Origin of the sequence: Sphingomonas metalli (assembly GCF_014641735.1) — a bacterium.
Classification (GTDB): domain Bacteria; phylum Pseudomonadota; class Alphaproteobacteria; order Sphingomonadales; family Sphingomonadaceae; genus Sphingomonas; species Sphingomonas metalli.
Map to the genome: position 1 here is coordinate 799,058 of NZ_BMIH01000002.1, position 14,045 is coordinate 813,102.

13 protein-coding genes are annotated in these 14,045 nt (G+C 70.5%); 9 read left to right on the forward strand and 4 right to left on the reverse strand.

Features of this window, described 5'->3' with window-relative positions:
* Positions 1 to 2: 2 nt before the first annotated feature.
* Entirely contained in the window at positions 3 to 1,448 is a 1,446-nt protein-coding gene (locus IEX18_RS09775) for a GH1 family beta-glucosidase (protein WP_188658551.1), read from the forward strand.
* 10 nt (positions 1,449 to 1,458) lie between these two features.
* Here IEX18_RS09775 and IEX18_RS09780 read toward each other — a convergent pair whose 3' ends face one another.
* Positions 1,459 to 1,845, reverse strand: a complete 387-nt coding sequence (locus tag IEX18_RS09780; protein WP_188658552.1) for a BLUF domain-containing protein — start codon at positions 1,843 to 1,845, stop codon at positions 1,459 to 1,461.
* A gap of 235 nt (positions 1,846 to 2,080) precedes the next feature.
* On the opposite strand from IEX18_RS09780, the gene IEX18_RS09785 reads away from it, so the two are divergent.
* From IEX18_RS09785 to IEX18_RS09810, 6 genes are all read left to right on the forward strand, one after another.
* A complete protein-coding gene (locus IEX18_RS09785) occupies positions 2,081 to 2,647 on the forward strand; it encodes a PAS domain-containing protein (protein WP_188658553.1) in 567 nt (188 codons plus the stop codon).
* Positions 2,640 to 6,089, forward strand: a complete 3,450-nt coding sequence (locus IEX18_RS09790) for a CheR family methyltransferase (protein WP_188658554.1) — start codon at positions 2,640 to 2,642, stop codon at positions 6,087 to 6,089. Before IEX18_RS09785 ends, IEX18_RS09790 begins: the two co-directional genes overlap by 8 nt.
* Positions 6,082 to 6,462 (forward strand): response regulator, encoded by a 381-nt coding sequence (locus IEX18_RS09795; protein ID WP_188658555.1) that lies wholly within the window; start codon positions 6,082 to 6,084, stop codon positions 6,460 to 6,462. The genes IEX18_RS09790 and IEX18_RS09795 overlap by 8 nt, the downstream gene beginning before the upstream one ends.
* A gap of 418 nt (positions 6,463 to 6,880) precedes the next feature.
* Complete coding sequence (locus IEX18_RS09800; RefSeq protein WP_188658556.1) at positions 6,881 to 7,201, forward strand: DUF485 domain-containing protein; 321 nt, start codon at positions 6,881 to 6,883, stop codon at positions 7,199 to 7,201.
* Complete coding sequence (locus IEX18_RS09805) at positions 7,198 to 8,817, forward strand: cation acetate symporter (protein WP_188658557.1); 1,620 nt, start codon at positions 7,198 to 7,200, stop codon at positions 8,815 to 8,817. The genes IEX18_RS09800 and IEX18_RS09805 overlap by 4 nt, the downstream gene beginning before the upstream one ends.
* A gap of 54 nt (positions 8,818 to 8,871) precedes the next feature.
* On the forward strand, positions 8,872 to 9,732 hold the full coding sequence (locus IEX18_RS09810; protein WP_188658558.1) for a D-alanyl-D-alanine carboxypeptidase family protein: 861 nt from the start codon (positions 8,872 to 8,874) through the stop codon (positions 9,730 to 9,732).
* 7 nt (positions 9,733 to 9,739) lie between these two features.
* Here the strand turns inward: IEX18_RS09810 and IEX18_RS09815 are convergent, their stop codons facing one another.
* Complete coding sequence (locus IEX18_RS09815) at positions 9,740 to 9,958, reverse strand: hypothetical protein (RefSeq protein ID WP_188658559.1); 219 nt, start codon at positions 9,956 to 9,958, stop codon at positions 9,740 to 9,742.
* Positions 9,959 to 10,087: 129 nt separating this feature from the next.
* Here IEX18_RS09815 and IEX18_RS09820 point away from each other — a divergent pair, with 129 nt between their 5' ends.
* Both IEX18_RS09820 and IEX18_RS09825 read left to right on the forward strand, forming a co-directional pair.
* On the forward strand, positions 10,088 to 11,080 hold the full coding sequence (locus tag IEX18_RS09820; RefSeq protein WP_188658560.1) for a phosphatase PAP2 family protein: 993 nt from the start codon (positions 10,088 to 10,090) through the stop codon (positions 11,078 to 11,080).
* Positions 11,067 to 11,852: a fatty acid desaturase gene (locus IEX18_RS09825; RefSeq protein WP_188658561.1), complete on the forward strand. Its 786-nt coding sequence runs from the start codon at positions 11,067 to 11,069 to the stop codon at positions 11,850 to 11,852. Before IEX18_RS09820 ends, IEX18_RS09825 begins: the two co-directional genes overlap by 14 nt.
* Here IEX18_RS09825 and IEX18_RS09830 read toward each other — a convergent pair.
* Positions 11,824 to 13,059: a glycosyltransferase gene (locus tag IEX18_RS09830; protein WP_229664484.1), complete on the reverse strand. Its 1,236-nt coding sequence runs from the start codon at positions 13,057 to 13,059 to the stop codon at positions 11,824 to 11,826. The two genes, IEX18_RS09825 and IEX18_RS09830, sit on opposite strands and share 29 nt — an antisense overlap.
* 125 nt (positions 13,060 to 13,184) lie before the next feature.
* Positions 13,185 to 13,976 (reverse strand): PEPxxWA-CTERM sorting domain-containing protein, encoded by a 792-nt coding sequence (locus IEX18_RS18610; protein ID WP_229664485.1) that lies wholly within the window; start codon positions 13,974 to 13,976, stop codon positions 13,185 to 13,187.
* Between the last annotated feature and the right edge of the window lie 69 nt (positions 13,977 to 14,045).

Here is a 14,045-nt window from a genome sequence, read left to right on the forward strand (position 1 = left end):
ACATGGACCGGCGCGATTTCCTGAAGACCGGCATGGCCGCGGGCGGTGCCCTGGCGGCCGGCGGCACCGGCATGGTGGCGGGCGTGGCGCAGGCGGCCGGCGTGCCGCAGGACCAGCGCTTCCCGAACGGCTTCGTCTGGGGCTGCGCCACTGCCAGCTACCAGATCGAGGGCGCGGTGCGCGAGGACGGGCGCGGACCGTCGATCTGGGACACCTTCTCGCACACGCCCGGCCGGGTCGCGAACGGCGACACCGGCGACGTCGCCTGCGACAGCTACCACCGCTATGCCGAGGATGTCGCGCTGCTCAAGGGGCTGGGGGTCGGCGCCTATCGCATGTCGATCGCCTGGTCGCGCATCTTTCCCGAGGGGCGGGGCAAGCCCAATCCGAAAGGCGTCGCCTATTACGACCGCGTGGTCGACGCGCTGCTGGCGGCGGGGATCACGCCCTATGTCACCCTGTTCCACTGGGACCTGCCCCAGGCGCTGCCCGGCGGCTGGCAGAATCGCGACACCGCCAAGGCCTTTGCCGATTATGCCGGCTTTATGGCGGGCAAGCTGTCCGATCGCGTCCATCAGTTCATGACCGTCAACGAGCTGCGCTGCTTCACCGATCTGGGGCATGTGCAGGGCATCCATGCGCCCGGCCTGAAGCTCGATCCCGCTGCCGCCAACCAGGTGCGCCACCATGGCGTGCTGGCGCACGGGCTCGGCGTCCAGGCGATCCGCGCGCATGCGAGGGGCGGTGCCAGGGTCGGGATCGCCGACAATGCCAACATCTACGTTCCCGCGATCGAGACGCCCGAACATATCGCCGCGGCCAAGGCGGCGATGCGCAACGAGAATGCGATGTTCCTGACCGCGGTGATGGAGGGGCGCTATATCGACAGCTACCTCGAAGCGGCCGGCGCCGCGGCGCCCAAGGTGCAGGCGGGCGACATGGCGGCGATCGGCAGCCCGCTCGATTTCGTGGCGCTCAACATCTACACGCCGACCTTCGTCAAGGCGGATGCGTCCGCGCCCGGCGGCTATGCGCAGCTGCCGCACCTCGCCTCGTCGCCGCGCATGGCCTCGCCCTGGCTCTATGTCGGTCCGGAAGCGGGCTATTGGGGCGTGCGCACGGTCAGCGAGCTGTGGAACCCCAAGGCGATCTATATCTCGGAAAATGGCTGCTCCGCCGACGACGTGCTCAACGCGGCCGGCCGCGTCGATGACTCCGATCGCATCATGTACCTGCGCAACTATCTGGGCCAGTTCCGCCGCGCCGCCAGCGAGGGCTATCCGCTGAACGGCTATTTCCTGTGGAGCCTGATGGACAATTTCGAATGGGCCGACGGCTATGGCAAGCGGTTCGGCATCCACCATGTCGACTTCGCCACCCAGAAGCGCACGCCCAAGCTCAGCGCGCTCTGGTACAGGGAGCTGATCCGCCGCAACGCGCTGGTCTGACCGACCCGGATCAGAGGAAGAAGCTGGCGACCTCCGGGTCGGCATTGCGCAGCAGCCAGCGCAGCCGGGCGGCCGCGTCTTCGGGATGATCCCCCGGCAGGCTCGCCATCGACCAGTCGCCGAACTGCCGCTCCTCGACCATCCGGTCGTCGAGCAGGCGGATGTCGGTATGGCGGGGATCGCGCGCGATCCGCTCGAACGCCATGCCGACGCTGTCCGCCGGCCCCTCGATCAGCTGGAGATACTGGTCGTCGCGGATCGACAGGATGCCGCTGATCCCGTCCAGGCCGTTGTTGCGGCGCGACTGGGCAAGGATCAGTTCGTGATCGTGCACCGCATTCGCCCCGACGGCGCGGCTGGCATAGATCAGCCGCCGCACATCGCTCGATTCCATCATGGATCAGGATTTAGGGAGCTGATCGAGCTCCGAAAAGGCCGCTACCGCACCGATCGGCACCGGCTTTGTCCGGCAGCGGAACAGATTCCCCGGATCCGCTGCCGACAAAGCGGATGTGGCGCTGGCGGCGATAGCCTAGAAGATTGATCCAGAGGTACTCTATGCCCGGTTGGTCCGGTCGGGCACCTTGTCGCCGTTCACCTATGTGCCTAATCCCCGTCGCCCTGGAGAATCGATGACCCTGGTACCGGAGCTATCGTCGCAACTGAGCGAATATCTGACGCAGTCGCGGGTAGCGCTGGCGATCGCGTCCGCCGAGGACGACAATCCGCTGCTCATGGTCAACGGGGCGTTCACCGCCCTGACCGGCTATACGGCCGAGGACGTGGTCGGGCAGAATTGCCGGATGCTCCAGCGCGACGCGCCCAATGTCGAGCCCCGCGCCCGCATCCACGAATTCCTGTCGCGCGATCGCCAGCCCAATGTGCGCACGCCGATCATCAACTTCCGCAAGAATGGCGAGCCATTCGTCAACCTCCTCTACATGTCGCGACTGCGCACGCTCGACGGCGAGGCGCGCTACATCTTCGCCTCGCAGTTCGACGTCAGCCGCTCGCAGCCCGAACTGCTCGCCGACTATGACGCGGCGCTGCGCCGCACGCTGGGCAACCTGACGCCGGTCGCGGGCGAGGCGGGGATCGTCGTCGAGGGGACGCTGCTGACCATCGCCAACACCGCCGCCACCATCGCCCAGGCGAAGATGATGCTGGCCGATCTGGACGGACCGGTCGCCCATGCATGACCGCGTCGGGGCCGCCGCCCCGTCCCCGTCGCCTCAGGCCGCCGTGACGACGCCGATCGTCGGCATCGGTGCGTCGGCGGGGGGGCTGGAGGCCCTGCGCGAGATGCTGGCCCCGGCGCGGGTGCCGACCGGCCTCGCCTTCGTCGTCGTCCAGCATCTCGATCCCAATCACGAGAGCATGCTGGCCCAGCTGCTCGACCGCAACACCACGCTCGAGGTGCTGCAATGCGCGGGCGGCGAGCGGATCGAGGCGGACACCGTCTACATCATCCCGCCCGGCCGCGGCCTCGCCATCCGCGAGGGCGTGCTGGAGCTCACCGACTTCCAGCAGCCACGCGGGCTGCGCCGGCCGATCGACGATTTCTTCCTGTCGCTCGCCGGCGACCAGCAGTCCAATGCCGCCTGCGTCATCCTGTCGGGCACCGGCGCCGACGGCACGACCGGGCTGCGCGCGATCAAGGAGAATGGCGGCGTCTGCGTCGTCCAGCAGCCCGAAAGCGCGCGCTATGACGGGATGCCGCTCTCCGCGGTCGGCACCGGGCTGATCGACTTCATCAAGCCCGCCGGCGAGATCCTCGACTGCCTCCGCGCCTTCTTCCAGCGGCGCGCCCAGGACGGCGGCGAGGCGGAGGCGGACGTCGTCGCCGACCATGTCGACGATCTGTGCCGGGTGCTGCGCACCGCGATCGGCCACGACTTTTCGGGCTACAAGCGCTCGACGCTGGTGCGCCGGGTCGAACGGCGGATGCACGTGCTCGGCATCGAGACCGGCCGCGCCTATCTCGCCCGCATCCGCAGCGACGGCGACGAATGCGAGGCGCTGTTCCGCGACCTCCTCATCAACGTCACCCGCTTCTTCCGCGACAGCGACGCCTTCGAGACGTTGCGCACCCGCGTGATCGAGCCGTTGCTGCGCGACCGGACGCCGGACGAGGATCTTCGGATCTGGATCCCGGGCTGTTCGAGCGGCGAGGAGGCCTATTCGATCGCGATGCTCTTCGCGGAGGCGGCGCGGACCAGCGGCCAGCCGGTCGCCGTCCAGATCTTCGCGACCGATATCGACGAGCAGATGCTCCAGATCGCGCGCGAGGGCGTCTATCCGGCCGCCGCGCTCGCCGACCTGCCGGCGGCGATGCGCGAACGCTATACGGTGCCGCATGCCGAGCGGTTCACGATCGCCGGCCCGATCCGCGACCTGATCCGCTTCTCCAACCACAGCCTGGTCAAGGATCCGCCCTTCTCGCGGATCGATCTGGTGTCGTGCCGCAACCTGCTGATCTATTTCGACGACCGGCTCCAGCAATCGGTGCTGCCGCTGCTCCATTATGCGCTGAAGCCGGGCGGCTATCTGTTCCTCGGCCCGTCGGAGAGCGTCGGCCGCTTCGAGCATCTTTTCCTGCCGATCGACCAGCACGCCCGCCTGTTCGAGCGCGCGCCGGGCGCGCCCAACTATCCGATCGACCTGCCCGGCAGCACCCGCCAGCGCCTGCCCCGGCGCGAGCGCGACGGACGCGGCGACGGCCCATCGCTCCAGAGCGAGGGGCTGGCGATCCGGCGGATGGTGGAGCGCTATGCGCCGCCCAGCCTGATCGTCGATCAGGACGGCGGCATCATCTCCGCCTATGGCAAGCTGAGCCGCTATTTCGAGTTTCCCGTCACCCGGACCGGCGGCAGCAGCGCGGTGAACCTCGCCCGGCCGGGGCTGCGCAACATCATCGGCCCGCTGCTGCGCCAGACGCGCGACGAGCGCCGTCGCGTCATCGCCCGCGATGTCGAGGTGGAGACCGATTACGGCACCCAGCCGATCGAGGTGATCTGCGATCCGCTGGGCGACGGCACGCTGCTGTTCGTCTTCCGCGACATCGGGCCGTTCAGCCCCGCCGACGAGGGCGAGCTGCGCGATCTCGAATCGGGCGGCGATCATCTGGAGGCGCTGGAGGACGAGTTGCGCCTCACCCGCCACCGCCTGCGCTCGGCGATCGAGGAACTGGAGACCGCGAACGAGGAGCTGAAGAGCTCCAACGAAGAAATGATGTCGATGAACGAGGAGCTCCAGTCGACCAACGAGGAGCTGTCCACGGTCAACGACGAGCTGAAGAGCAAGGTCGACCAGCTGACGGTCGCCAATTCCGACCTGCGCAACTTCTACGAATCGACCGATCTGGCGGTGGTGGTGCTCGACGCCGAATTGCGGGTGCGCAGCTATACCGACGCCGCGACCGCGATCTTCCCGCTCAAGCCCGCCGATCGCGGCCGGCCGCTGACCGACGTCGCCAGCCGGCTGCGCGATTCCGAGCATATGGAAGATGCCCGTGCGGTCGCGGCCGGCGGTCCCGGAACGCAGCGCCGCGTGACGACGCAGGACGGCGCGCACGTCTATTCGCTGCGCGTCCTCCCCTATCGGACCCAGACCGGCAAGGTCGACGGCGCGACCCTGGTGCTGACCGAGATCACCGAGGCGCTGGCGCTCGAACGCCAGCTCGCCTCCGAACGCGAGCGGCTCGACCTCGCGATCAAGGCGGCGGGGATCGGCGTGTGGGAATATTGCCCGCACAGCGGCGAGACGATGCTCGACGGCACCGGCCGCGACCTGTTCGACGTCGAGGCGGCCGCCGCGGCGCGGATCGATCCGCTGATGGACCGGATCGTCGCCGAGGACCGATCCACGGTGGAGGAGGCGCTGCGCCGCGCGATCGAGGGCGACGGCGATTACGAGGCGACCTTCCGCGTCCGCCTCGATCAGGGCGGCACCCGCTGGGTGAAGGGCTTCGGCCGGGTCGTCGCCGGCAGCGTGCCGCCGCGCCTCGTCGGCGTGTCGATCGACGTCACGCCCGAATATGCGCTGGCCGAAACGCGCGACCTGATGCTGCGCGAGATGAACCACAGGGTGAAGAACCTCTTCGCGGTGATCTCCGGCATCATCACCATCGCCGCGCGCAGCCACACCGACGTGCGCCGCTTCGCCGACGACGTGCGCAACCGCATCGCCGCGCTCGGCCGGGCGCATTCGCTGGCCTCGCCCGCCGGCCAGCCCCAGGCGATCGGGCTGGCCGAGATCGTCGAGGCGACGATCGACCCCTATCGCGACCATGCACGGATCCAGATCGCGGGTCCGAATGTTGCACTGGATCGCAGCTGCCTGTCTCCCCTCGCCCTGATGCTGCACGAATGGGCCACCAACTCGGTGAAATACGGGGCGCTGGGCAGCGAGGGGGCCTGCAAGCTGTCGGTCAGCTGGCACGTCACCGATCAGGGGCTGGAGATCGCGTGGGATGAGGAACGGACGGCGGTGAGCGCGGAGCCTTCCGCCAAACAGGGGTTCGGGTCCGTCCTCGTCGATACCAGCGTCCGCCAGATGCGGGGCAGCGTGTCGCGCCAGGTCGACGACCGGCTGTTCCGCCTCGCGGTCACGCTGCCGCGGAGCGTGCTCGCCGATGGCTGAGACGGTGCTGCTGGTCGAGGACGAGCTCTTCATCGCATTGGACCTCCAGGCTACGATCGAGGAGGCGGGCTATTGCGTCGAGGGGCCGTGCATGACCCTCGAAGAGGCGCAGGATGCGATCGACCGGCATGGCGCCCGCGGGCTGGTCGCGGCCCTGCTCGACGTGCGGCTCGCGGACGGCACGGTCTTCCCGGCGGCGGACCGGCTCTATGCGCATGGCGTGCCGCTGATCTTCCACTCCGGCCATGCCGACGAGATGGAGTTGCGCAACCGCTATCCGCAGGCGAAGATCTGCCCCAAGCCCAGCGCACCGGCTGTCCTCTCCGCCGCGATCCGGCGCTGCGCCGGCGGGAGTGCCGCGCGAGGGGTGTGAGCGCTGTTGGAGAATGTTCCACGTGGAACATTCCTGGAACATTGCTTCAGTCCTTCGCGGTGCTGCACTCGGTCATGCCGGACCGGTTCCGGCATCTACGGGTCCGCACACGACCCGGCTTCTGCTCCCGCGGCGCGGTGGACCCCGGAACGGGTCCGGGGTGTCGAGGGGAGCTTGGCATGAGGTCCCATACGGGCCGGAAGCCGGACCCCGGAACCATGCAGTCGCCTGATCCGCTGACCCAGAATCGTTGCCCCAGCGCAGGCTGGGGCATTTCGCGGCTCCTGCCCCGCGCGATCACGGGAAGATCCCGGCCTTCGCCGGGATGACGGAAGGAAGGGGAGCAGTCCCCGCCAAATCCGCTGGCCAAGTCCCCCGCGCCGCCTATGATCCCCGCGAAATCAAGGGGGAGGACCGGATGGAGCGTCAGGCGGACAGCATCAGGCTTGAGCGGCTGGCCGACGATCCGCGCTATCGCCGGCTGGTCCGGCGGCGCGGGCGGCTGGGGGCGGTGTTCACCGGGATCATGCTCGTCGCCTATCTCGGCTACATCCTGCTCGTCGCCTTCGACAAGCCGCTGCTCGCGCGGCCGGTCGCAGGCGGCGCGACATCGGTGGGCATTCCGCTGGGCCTCGGCGTCATCCTGCTCGCCATCCTCCTCACCGGCCTCTACGTCCGCCGCGCCAATCGCGAGTTCGATGCCGAGGTCGCCGCGATCGTCGCGGAGGAGCGGGCATGAGCGGCGGCACCGGATGGCCCGCACTCGCGATGTTCGCCGCCTTCGTGCTGCTGACGCTCGGCATCACCCGCTGGGCGGCCCGGCGCACGCGCACCGCGGCCGATTTCTACGCCGCGGGCGGCGGCATCACCGGCTTCCAGAACGGCCTCGCCATTGCCGGCGACTTCATGTCGGCCGCCTCGTTCCTCGGCATCTCGGCGCAGATCTTCGCCGACGGCTATGACGGCCTCATCTATTCGATCGGCTTCCTCGTCGGCTGGCCGATCGTGCTGTTCCTGATGGCCGAGCGGCTGCGCAACCTGGGCCGCTACACCTTCGCCGATGTCGCCTCCTTCCGCTTCGCGCAGACGCCGGTGCGCACCCTCGCCGCGATCTCGACGCTGATGGTGGTGCTCTTCTACCTGATCGCGCAGATGGTCGGCGCGGGGCAGCTGATCCGGCTGCTGTTCGGCCTGCCCTATCCCTATGCCGTGGCGATCGTCGGCGTGATGATGACGCTCTACGTCCTGTTCGGCGGGATGCTCGCGACCACCTGGGTGCAGATCGTCAAGGCGGTGCTGCTGCTCGGCGCGGCGAGCTTCATGGCCGCGGCCGTGCTGTGGCGCTTCGGCTTCTCGCCCGAGGCGCTGTTCGCCCGCGCGATCGAGGCGAAGACCGCCGCGGCGGCCGCCAAGGGCATGGCCGCCGACCAGGCCGCCGCCGCGGGCCGCGCGATCATGGGGCCGGGCGGGTTCATCAAGGATCCCGTCTCCGCCCTGTCGCTGGGCCTGGCGCTGATGTTCGGCACCGCCGGGCTGCCGCATATCCTGATGCGCTTCTTCACCGTGCCCGATGCGCGGGCGGCGCGCACTTCGGTCCTGTGGGCGACGGGATGGATCGGCTATTTCTACCTCCTCACCTTCGTCATCGGCTTCGGCGCGATCGTGCTGGTGGGGACCGACGCCTTCTACCTCGATGCGGACGGCGCGCTGCGCGGCGGCGGCAACATGGCGGCGGTGCATCTGGCGCATGCGGTGGGCGGCGACCTGTTCCTCGGCTTCGTCTCGGCGGTCGCCTTCGCCACCATCCTCGCGGTGGTGGCGGGGCTGACCCTGTCGGGGGCCTCGGCGGTCAGCCACGATCTCTATGCCAGCGTGTGGCGGCGGGGGCGGAGCGACCAGGCGGCGGAGCTGCGCGTGTCGCGCATCACCGTGCTGGTCCTTGCGATCGTCGCGATCGGGCTCGGCATCCTGTTCGAGAAGCAGAATGTCGCCTTCATGGTCTCGCTCGCCTTCGCGCTCGCTGCCTCGGCCAATTTCCCGGTGCTGCTCCTGTCGCTGCTCTGGCCGGGCTGCACGACGCGCGGCGTGGTCGCGGGGGGCGCGGTGGGGCTGGTGCTGGCACTCGGCCTGACCATCCTGTCGCCGGCGATCTGGGTGACGGTGCTGGGCCATGCCGCACCCGTCTTTCCCTATGGCTCGCCCGCGCTCTTCTCGATGCCGGCGGCGTTCCTGACGATCTGGCTCGTCTCGCGGCTCGACCGGAGCGGCCGGGCGGCGGTGGACCGGGCGGGCTATCTCGCCCAGCGGGTGCGGAGCGAGACCGGGATCGGCGCGGCGAAGGCGAGCGACCACTGACCGCGAACGGACAGGCTATCTGCGGTTCAGCTGGACCCCGCTAAGGCGCCCGCGATGCCCGCCCGCCGACTCTTGCCCGCCCCCGTGCTGCGCCTGATCGCGGCCGCGGCGCTCGCCCTGCCCGCCGCCGCGCAGGCGGCCGCCCCCGTGTCGGAGATCGTAATCGACGCGGGCAGCGGCCGCGTCCTCGACACCGCAGCGGCGGACCGGGTGCGCCCGCCCGCCTCGCTCACCAAGCTGATGACGCTGCTCCTCGCCTTCGAGGCGCTCGACAGGGGCACGCTGCGCGCGGGCGAGCAGCTGCGGATGAGCCGCCACGCCGCGGCGCAGGCGCCATCGAAGCTGGGCCTGGCGCCGGGACGCCGGATGGGCCTGCAGGAGGCGATGCGCAGCGTCGCGGTGATCTCCGCCAACGATGTCGCGGTCATGCTGGCGGAGCGGATCGCGGGCAGCGAGCCGCGCTTCGTCGCGCAGATGAACCGGCGTGCGCGGCAGCTCGGCATGGCGCATACCCGCTTCGCCAATGCGACCGGCCTCGCTCCGGCCGGCGGGATGACGACCGCGCGCGACATGGCCACGCTCGCCCGCTACATCGTCCGCAGCCACCCGGCCCGCTACCGGCTGTTCGCCACCCGGTCGATCCGCTGGCGCGGGCAGACGCGGCCCAACCATAACCGGCTGCTCGGCACGGTGCGCGGGGTCGACGGGATGAAGACCGGCTATACGGTGCCCGCCGGCTACAATCTGGTCGCCTCGGCCGTGCGGCGGGGGCGACGGATGGTCGTGGTGGTGCTCGGCGCGCGGACCGCACCGGCGCGCGACGTCCGGGTCGCCAACCTCATCGAACTCGGCTTCTCGGCACCGGCCAAAGCCGCGCCGACCCCGGCCAGGGCGCGGGCGAGACGCCGGCGCTGAGGCCGCGTCAGTCGATCAGCCGTTCGGCCATGTCATAGGCCTCGACCCGGGTCCAGTCGGGGGCGTGTCGATAGAGCTTGGCGGGGATCGGCCGGGTCCGCCGCTGGACCCGGACGGGGCGCAGGATCATGGCCTCGCGCCCGCGCCGCCCGGCCCGCTGGACGCGCTGATGCTGATGGACGAACAGCGCGACGAGCAGCGCGCAACCGAGCATGGCGTACAGCATAGGACCTGCGAATTGCTTAATGAGGCGGTTACCATAACGCCTTGTCTTAGCTTGGGTTCATCGCATGTCGGCGACTCCGGAATTTGACCGTGGCGCGGCACCGCCCCGTCCCGGCGGCGTTCATCGGACATGGTATGCAGCACCCAGACGGCAGAACGCTTCGCCCCGGCCTGGGCGCTGATCGCGACGTTGACGCTGTGTACGCTGCTCGCCTGTGCGCGCCTCGGCTTCCGCTTCGTCCATCCCGCGCTGCCGGCCGGGGCGGTGCTGCTCCTCGCCGGCGCAGCGATCGTCGGCGCGGTCACCGACCGGCCGCGGCTGCGGGCGGGAGCGGGCGCCTTGCTGCTGATGACGCTCTTTACCCTGATCGGCGTCGTCCTCTCCTATGCTTTGGCGGCGCGGGGCGGCGCCCTGTGGGACGGGGCGCTGGCGCGGCTCGACCGCCAGCTCTGGTTCGACTGGCCGGCGGTGTTCGCCGCGGCGGACCGCTCGGGCGCGCTGCTCTGGATCGGCGGCATCGCCTATCACAGCCTGCCCGTGCAGATGGTCGTCTGCATCGTGGTGCTGAGCGCCACCAGCCGCAACGCCGCGTTGCAGACCACCGTCACCGCCGCGATCGCCTGCGGCATGGCGACGATCCTGATCTCCGGCGCGATCCCCGCCATGGGCAATGTCTTCGATCCGGATCGCTATTCGGCGCTGTGGCCCTCGGTCGCATGGCTGGAGCGCGACCTGATCGCGGGGCTGCGCGACGGCAGCCAGCGCAGCATCGACCTGACCCAATTGTGGGGCATCGTCACCTTCCCCAGCTATCATGCCGCGCTGCCGCTGATCCTCGCCTGGGGGCTGCGCGACGTGCCTTGGCTGCGGGTCATCGCGCCGGTCTGGGCGGCGCTGACGATCCTCGCCACGCCCGTGTTCGGGGGCCATTACGGGGTCGACGTGCTGGCCGGGATCGCCATGGCTCCCGCCGCGCTTTTCATCGTATCGTCCGAGACTTGGCTGGGCATGTTTGCTATGCGCGGGCCCACGCGCAACCTTCCGGCGCGGCCGCTGCCGGCACCTGTCGCCGGCGGGGCCGGCCGGGTAGCGGCATCGGAGGCGATCCATGGCTGGGACTGACGGGATCCATCCCGCCGCCGCGCGCCGCCCCGCGGTCCCGGCCCGCGCGGGCGCCCGCCAGACGCGCGCCAGCCTCGCCCTCGCTGCGGCGATCGGGACGGCGTGGCTCGGCATCCATTTCGGCGCGATCTTCGGCTGGCGCTGGTCGCTGCCGACCGCGCCGCTCGCCGCGCTGCTGATCCTCGTCCAGGCCTGGCTGAGCACCGGGTTGTTCATTATCGCGCACGACTGCATGCACGGCTCGTTCGCGCCGGGGCGGCCGCGGCTGAACCGCCTGGTCGGCGCGCTGTGCCTCGCCGCCTATGCCGGGCTCTCCTATCGGCACCTGCTGCCCAAGCACCATGAACATCACCGCGCGCCCGGCACGGCGGAGGATCCCGATTTCCATCCCGCCGAACCGCGGCGCGCCCTGCCCTGGTTCGTCCGCTTCTTCACCGGCTATTACACCCATGCGCAGATCCTGCGGATCACGCTGGCGGCGATCGTCTATCTGCTGCTCGGCGCGACGTTGCCGAACATCATCCTGTTCTGGGCGGTGCCGGCGCTCCTCGCGCTGGCGCAGCTGTTCGTCTTCGGCACCTATCTGCCGCACCGCCACCACGACACGGGCTTCGTCGACGGTCACCGGGCGCGCAGCAACGACTGGTCGCGCCTGACCTCGCTGGTGACCTGCTTCCATTTCGGCGCCTATCACCACGAACATCATCTCAGCCCCGCCACCCCCTGGTGGCAGCTGCCGCGGATCAGGGCAGAGGCGCCAGCGCGGCGCTGATCCGGGCGGCGGCGGCCTCCGCCCCGCCCGCCTTGGCCATCTCGGCCGCGACGTGCCCGGCCGCCTCCCGATAGGACGGCTGGTCGAGCACCCGCCGCAGCACGGCGGCCAGCCGCGCCGGGGTCAGGCGGCGCGGCGCGATCACCTCCGCCGCGCCGATCCGCGCCAGCCGCGCCGCGGTGCCCGGCTGCTCGAAAGCGATCGGGACGGCGACGATCGGCAGACCGGCGCCCAGCGCGTCGAGCACCGTGTTGAACCCGCCATGCAGCACCGCGGCGGCGCACTGCGGCAGCACCGTCTCCTGCGGCCAGAAGGCGGCGACCAGCGGGTCGCCCGGCAGCGCGGCCTCGTCCGCCGGGGTCAGTCCCCCGCCATGCGCGATCACCGCCCGCGCCCCGATCCGCGCACAGGCGCGCGCCATGGTGGCGAACACCGCCTTGCGCCCGCCCTGGAGCGACCCGAGCGAGCAGAAGACCAGCGGCCGGCCGTCGACCGGCAGCGCCGCACCGGCCGGCGGGACCGCGCGCCACGGGCCGCCGTAGAAGAAACGGGCCGGCAGCGCGCGGCGGGGATAGTCGAGCGCGGCGGGGCATTGCGCAACCTGCGCCAACGCATCCTCGCCCGCGTCCGCGATCCGCCAGAGGCGCCGGCGCTCGCGCAGCACCCGGTCGATCGGGCGCATCAGCACCGCCGACACGCCATAGCCCCCGCGGTTGCGGAACCGACCCAGCGGCCCCGAACGATAGCGCCAGCCGAGAAACGGGGGCGGCACCTCCGCCTCGGCCAGCAGCGGCAGGCCCGTGACGCTGACGACATGGGGCAGGCGCAGGCGCTGCGCGACGAGCGGGCCGGCGGGCTCGGCCGCGTCGGCGATCACCGCATCCGCACCGATCCGCTCGAGCGTGGCGGGCGCGGCATCGAGCAGCCGCTCGGTCATCCGCGCGGTCGCCGCGATCATCCGGGTCAGCCCGCCCAGCCCGGTCGGCGCGGCGAGCCGGTCGAGATAGGGCGCCAGCGACGGCTGCGGGCCATCGGCCAAAGGCGCGAAGCCGATATCGGGCGCGGTCACGTAGCGCGCGCATTCGGGGATGTGGACGATGGTGGCGCGGTGCCCCTGGCGGACGAGCGCGCCGCCCAGCACCTGCAACGGGTTGAGGTGTCCGGGCACCGGCGGGGCGATGATCGCGAAGTGACGGCGCACGCTCACGCCGCCTCTCTCCGACGCCCGGCGCCCTTTGTCATCAACTTGAATCGGAATTGGATTTCCCGCCGGGACCGGGGTCCACCCTTCCCGCGCGGCGGAAAGGGCGGACCCCGATCAGCGGGCGCCGATCAATAGCTGATCGCGAGCTTGCGACGGCGATAGCGCGCCGCCGCGCCGACCATGCCGAAGCCGAGCAGCATCATCGCCCAGGTGCCGGGCTCGGGCACCGCAGTCGCGAACGAACCGGCCAGCGCGGGGCGCAGCGATTCGAAGCCGTCCGATCCGTCGACCTCGCCCGGCGCCGCCCCGATCCCGACCGGATCGAGCGCGCCGTGAATGTCGAAGGCGAGCAGGTCGAACCGGTCCAGCGCCGAGCGGTAGAAGCCGATATTGTCGACATTATAGGGGTTGTCGATGTCGTCCGGACCGCTGACGCCGGGCGAGCCGATCTCGATCGGATCGGGCAGGAAGATCATGCCCGGTCCCAGCGCCAGCACGCCGCTGTCGAAATCGAGCGAGCCGTCCGCCGCCGAGGCGACGGTGGCGATCGTCCACCAGGATTCGCCGATCACCGGCGCCGCTTCGAACACCTCGATCACGCCGTCGCCGTCGCGATCGTCGCTCAGCGCCGGGGCGAGGGCCTGGACCTGCTGGGTGAGCGGATCGCCGATATTGAGGTTGCCCGCATAATTGGCGTGGAGGTGGAGCTGGTGGTCGCCCGCGGCCAGCGCGCCGGCCGCGGCGGTGATGCGGAAGCGGATGGTGCTGGCACCGGCATCGTAATCGACCGTCACCCGGCCGAGCGGCGTCTCGCCGCGCGACGGTGCCAGATCGGCGACGAAGGTCGCCGCATTCGCCGCCGCGGGGCAGGCGCAAGCCATGGCCGCGGCAAGTGCCGCGCGCCCGATCGTTCGAACCATGATGGAAACCCTCCCTGTGCAAAGGACGGGCCTTGGACCCGCGGCGTGGTTAACGGCGGCCCGGACCCA

Excerpts from the sequence above, each read along its gene's own strand:
- IEX18_RS09775 (WP_188658551.1), top strand. The coding sequence starts at position 3 with ATGGACCGGCGCGATTTCCTGAAGACCGGCATGGCCGCGGGCGGTGCC.
- IEX18_RS09805 (WP_188658557.1), top strand. The coding sequence starts at position 7,198 with ATGAGCGGCGGCACCGGATGGCCCGCACTCGCGATGTTCGCCGCCTTC.
- IEX18_RS09790 (WP_188658554.1), top strand. The coding sequence starts at position 2,640 with ATGCATGACCGCGTCGGGGCCGCCGCCCCGTCCCCGTCGCCTCAGGCC.
- IEX18_RS09800 (WP_188658556.1), top strand. The coding sequence starts at position 6,881 with ATGGAGCGTCAGGCGGACAGCATCAGGCTTGAGCGGCTGGCCGACGAT.
- IEX18_RS09820 (WP_188658560.1), top strand. The coding sequence starts at position 10,088 with ATGGTATGCAGCACCCAGACGGCAGAACGCTTCGCCCCGGCCTGGGCG.
- IEX18_RS18610 (WP_229664485.1), bottom strand. The coding sequence starts at position 13,976 with ATGGTTCGAACGATCGGGCGCGCGGCACTTGCCGCGGCCATGGCTTGC.
- IEX18_RS09815 (WP_188658559.1), bottom strand. The coding sequence starts at position 9,958 with ATGCTGTACGCCATGCTCGGTTGCGCGCTGCTCGTCGCGCTGTTCGTC.
- IEX18_RS09780 (WP_188658552.1), bottom strand. The coding sequence starts at position 1,845 with ATGATGGAATCGAGCGATGTGCGGCGGCTGATCTATGCCAGCCGCGCC.
- IEX18_RS09810 (WP_188658558.1), top strand. The coding sequence starts at position 8,872 with ATGCCCGCCCGCCGACTCTTGCCCGCCCCCGTGCTGCGCCTGATCGCG.
- IEX18_RS09825 (WP_188658561.1), top strand. The coding sequence starts at position 11,067 with ATGGCTGGGACTGACGGGATCCATCCCGCCGCCGCGCGCCGCCCCGCG.
- IEX18_RS09785 (WP_188658553.1), top strand. The coding sequence starts at position 2,081 with ATGACCCTGGTACCGGAGCTATCGTCGCAACTGAGCGAATATCTGACG.
- IEX18_RS09795 (WP_188658555.1), top strand. The coding sequence starts at position 6,082 with ATGGCTGAGACGGTGCTGCTGGTCGAGGACGAGCTCTTCATCGCATTG.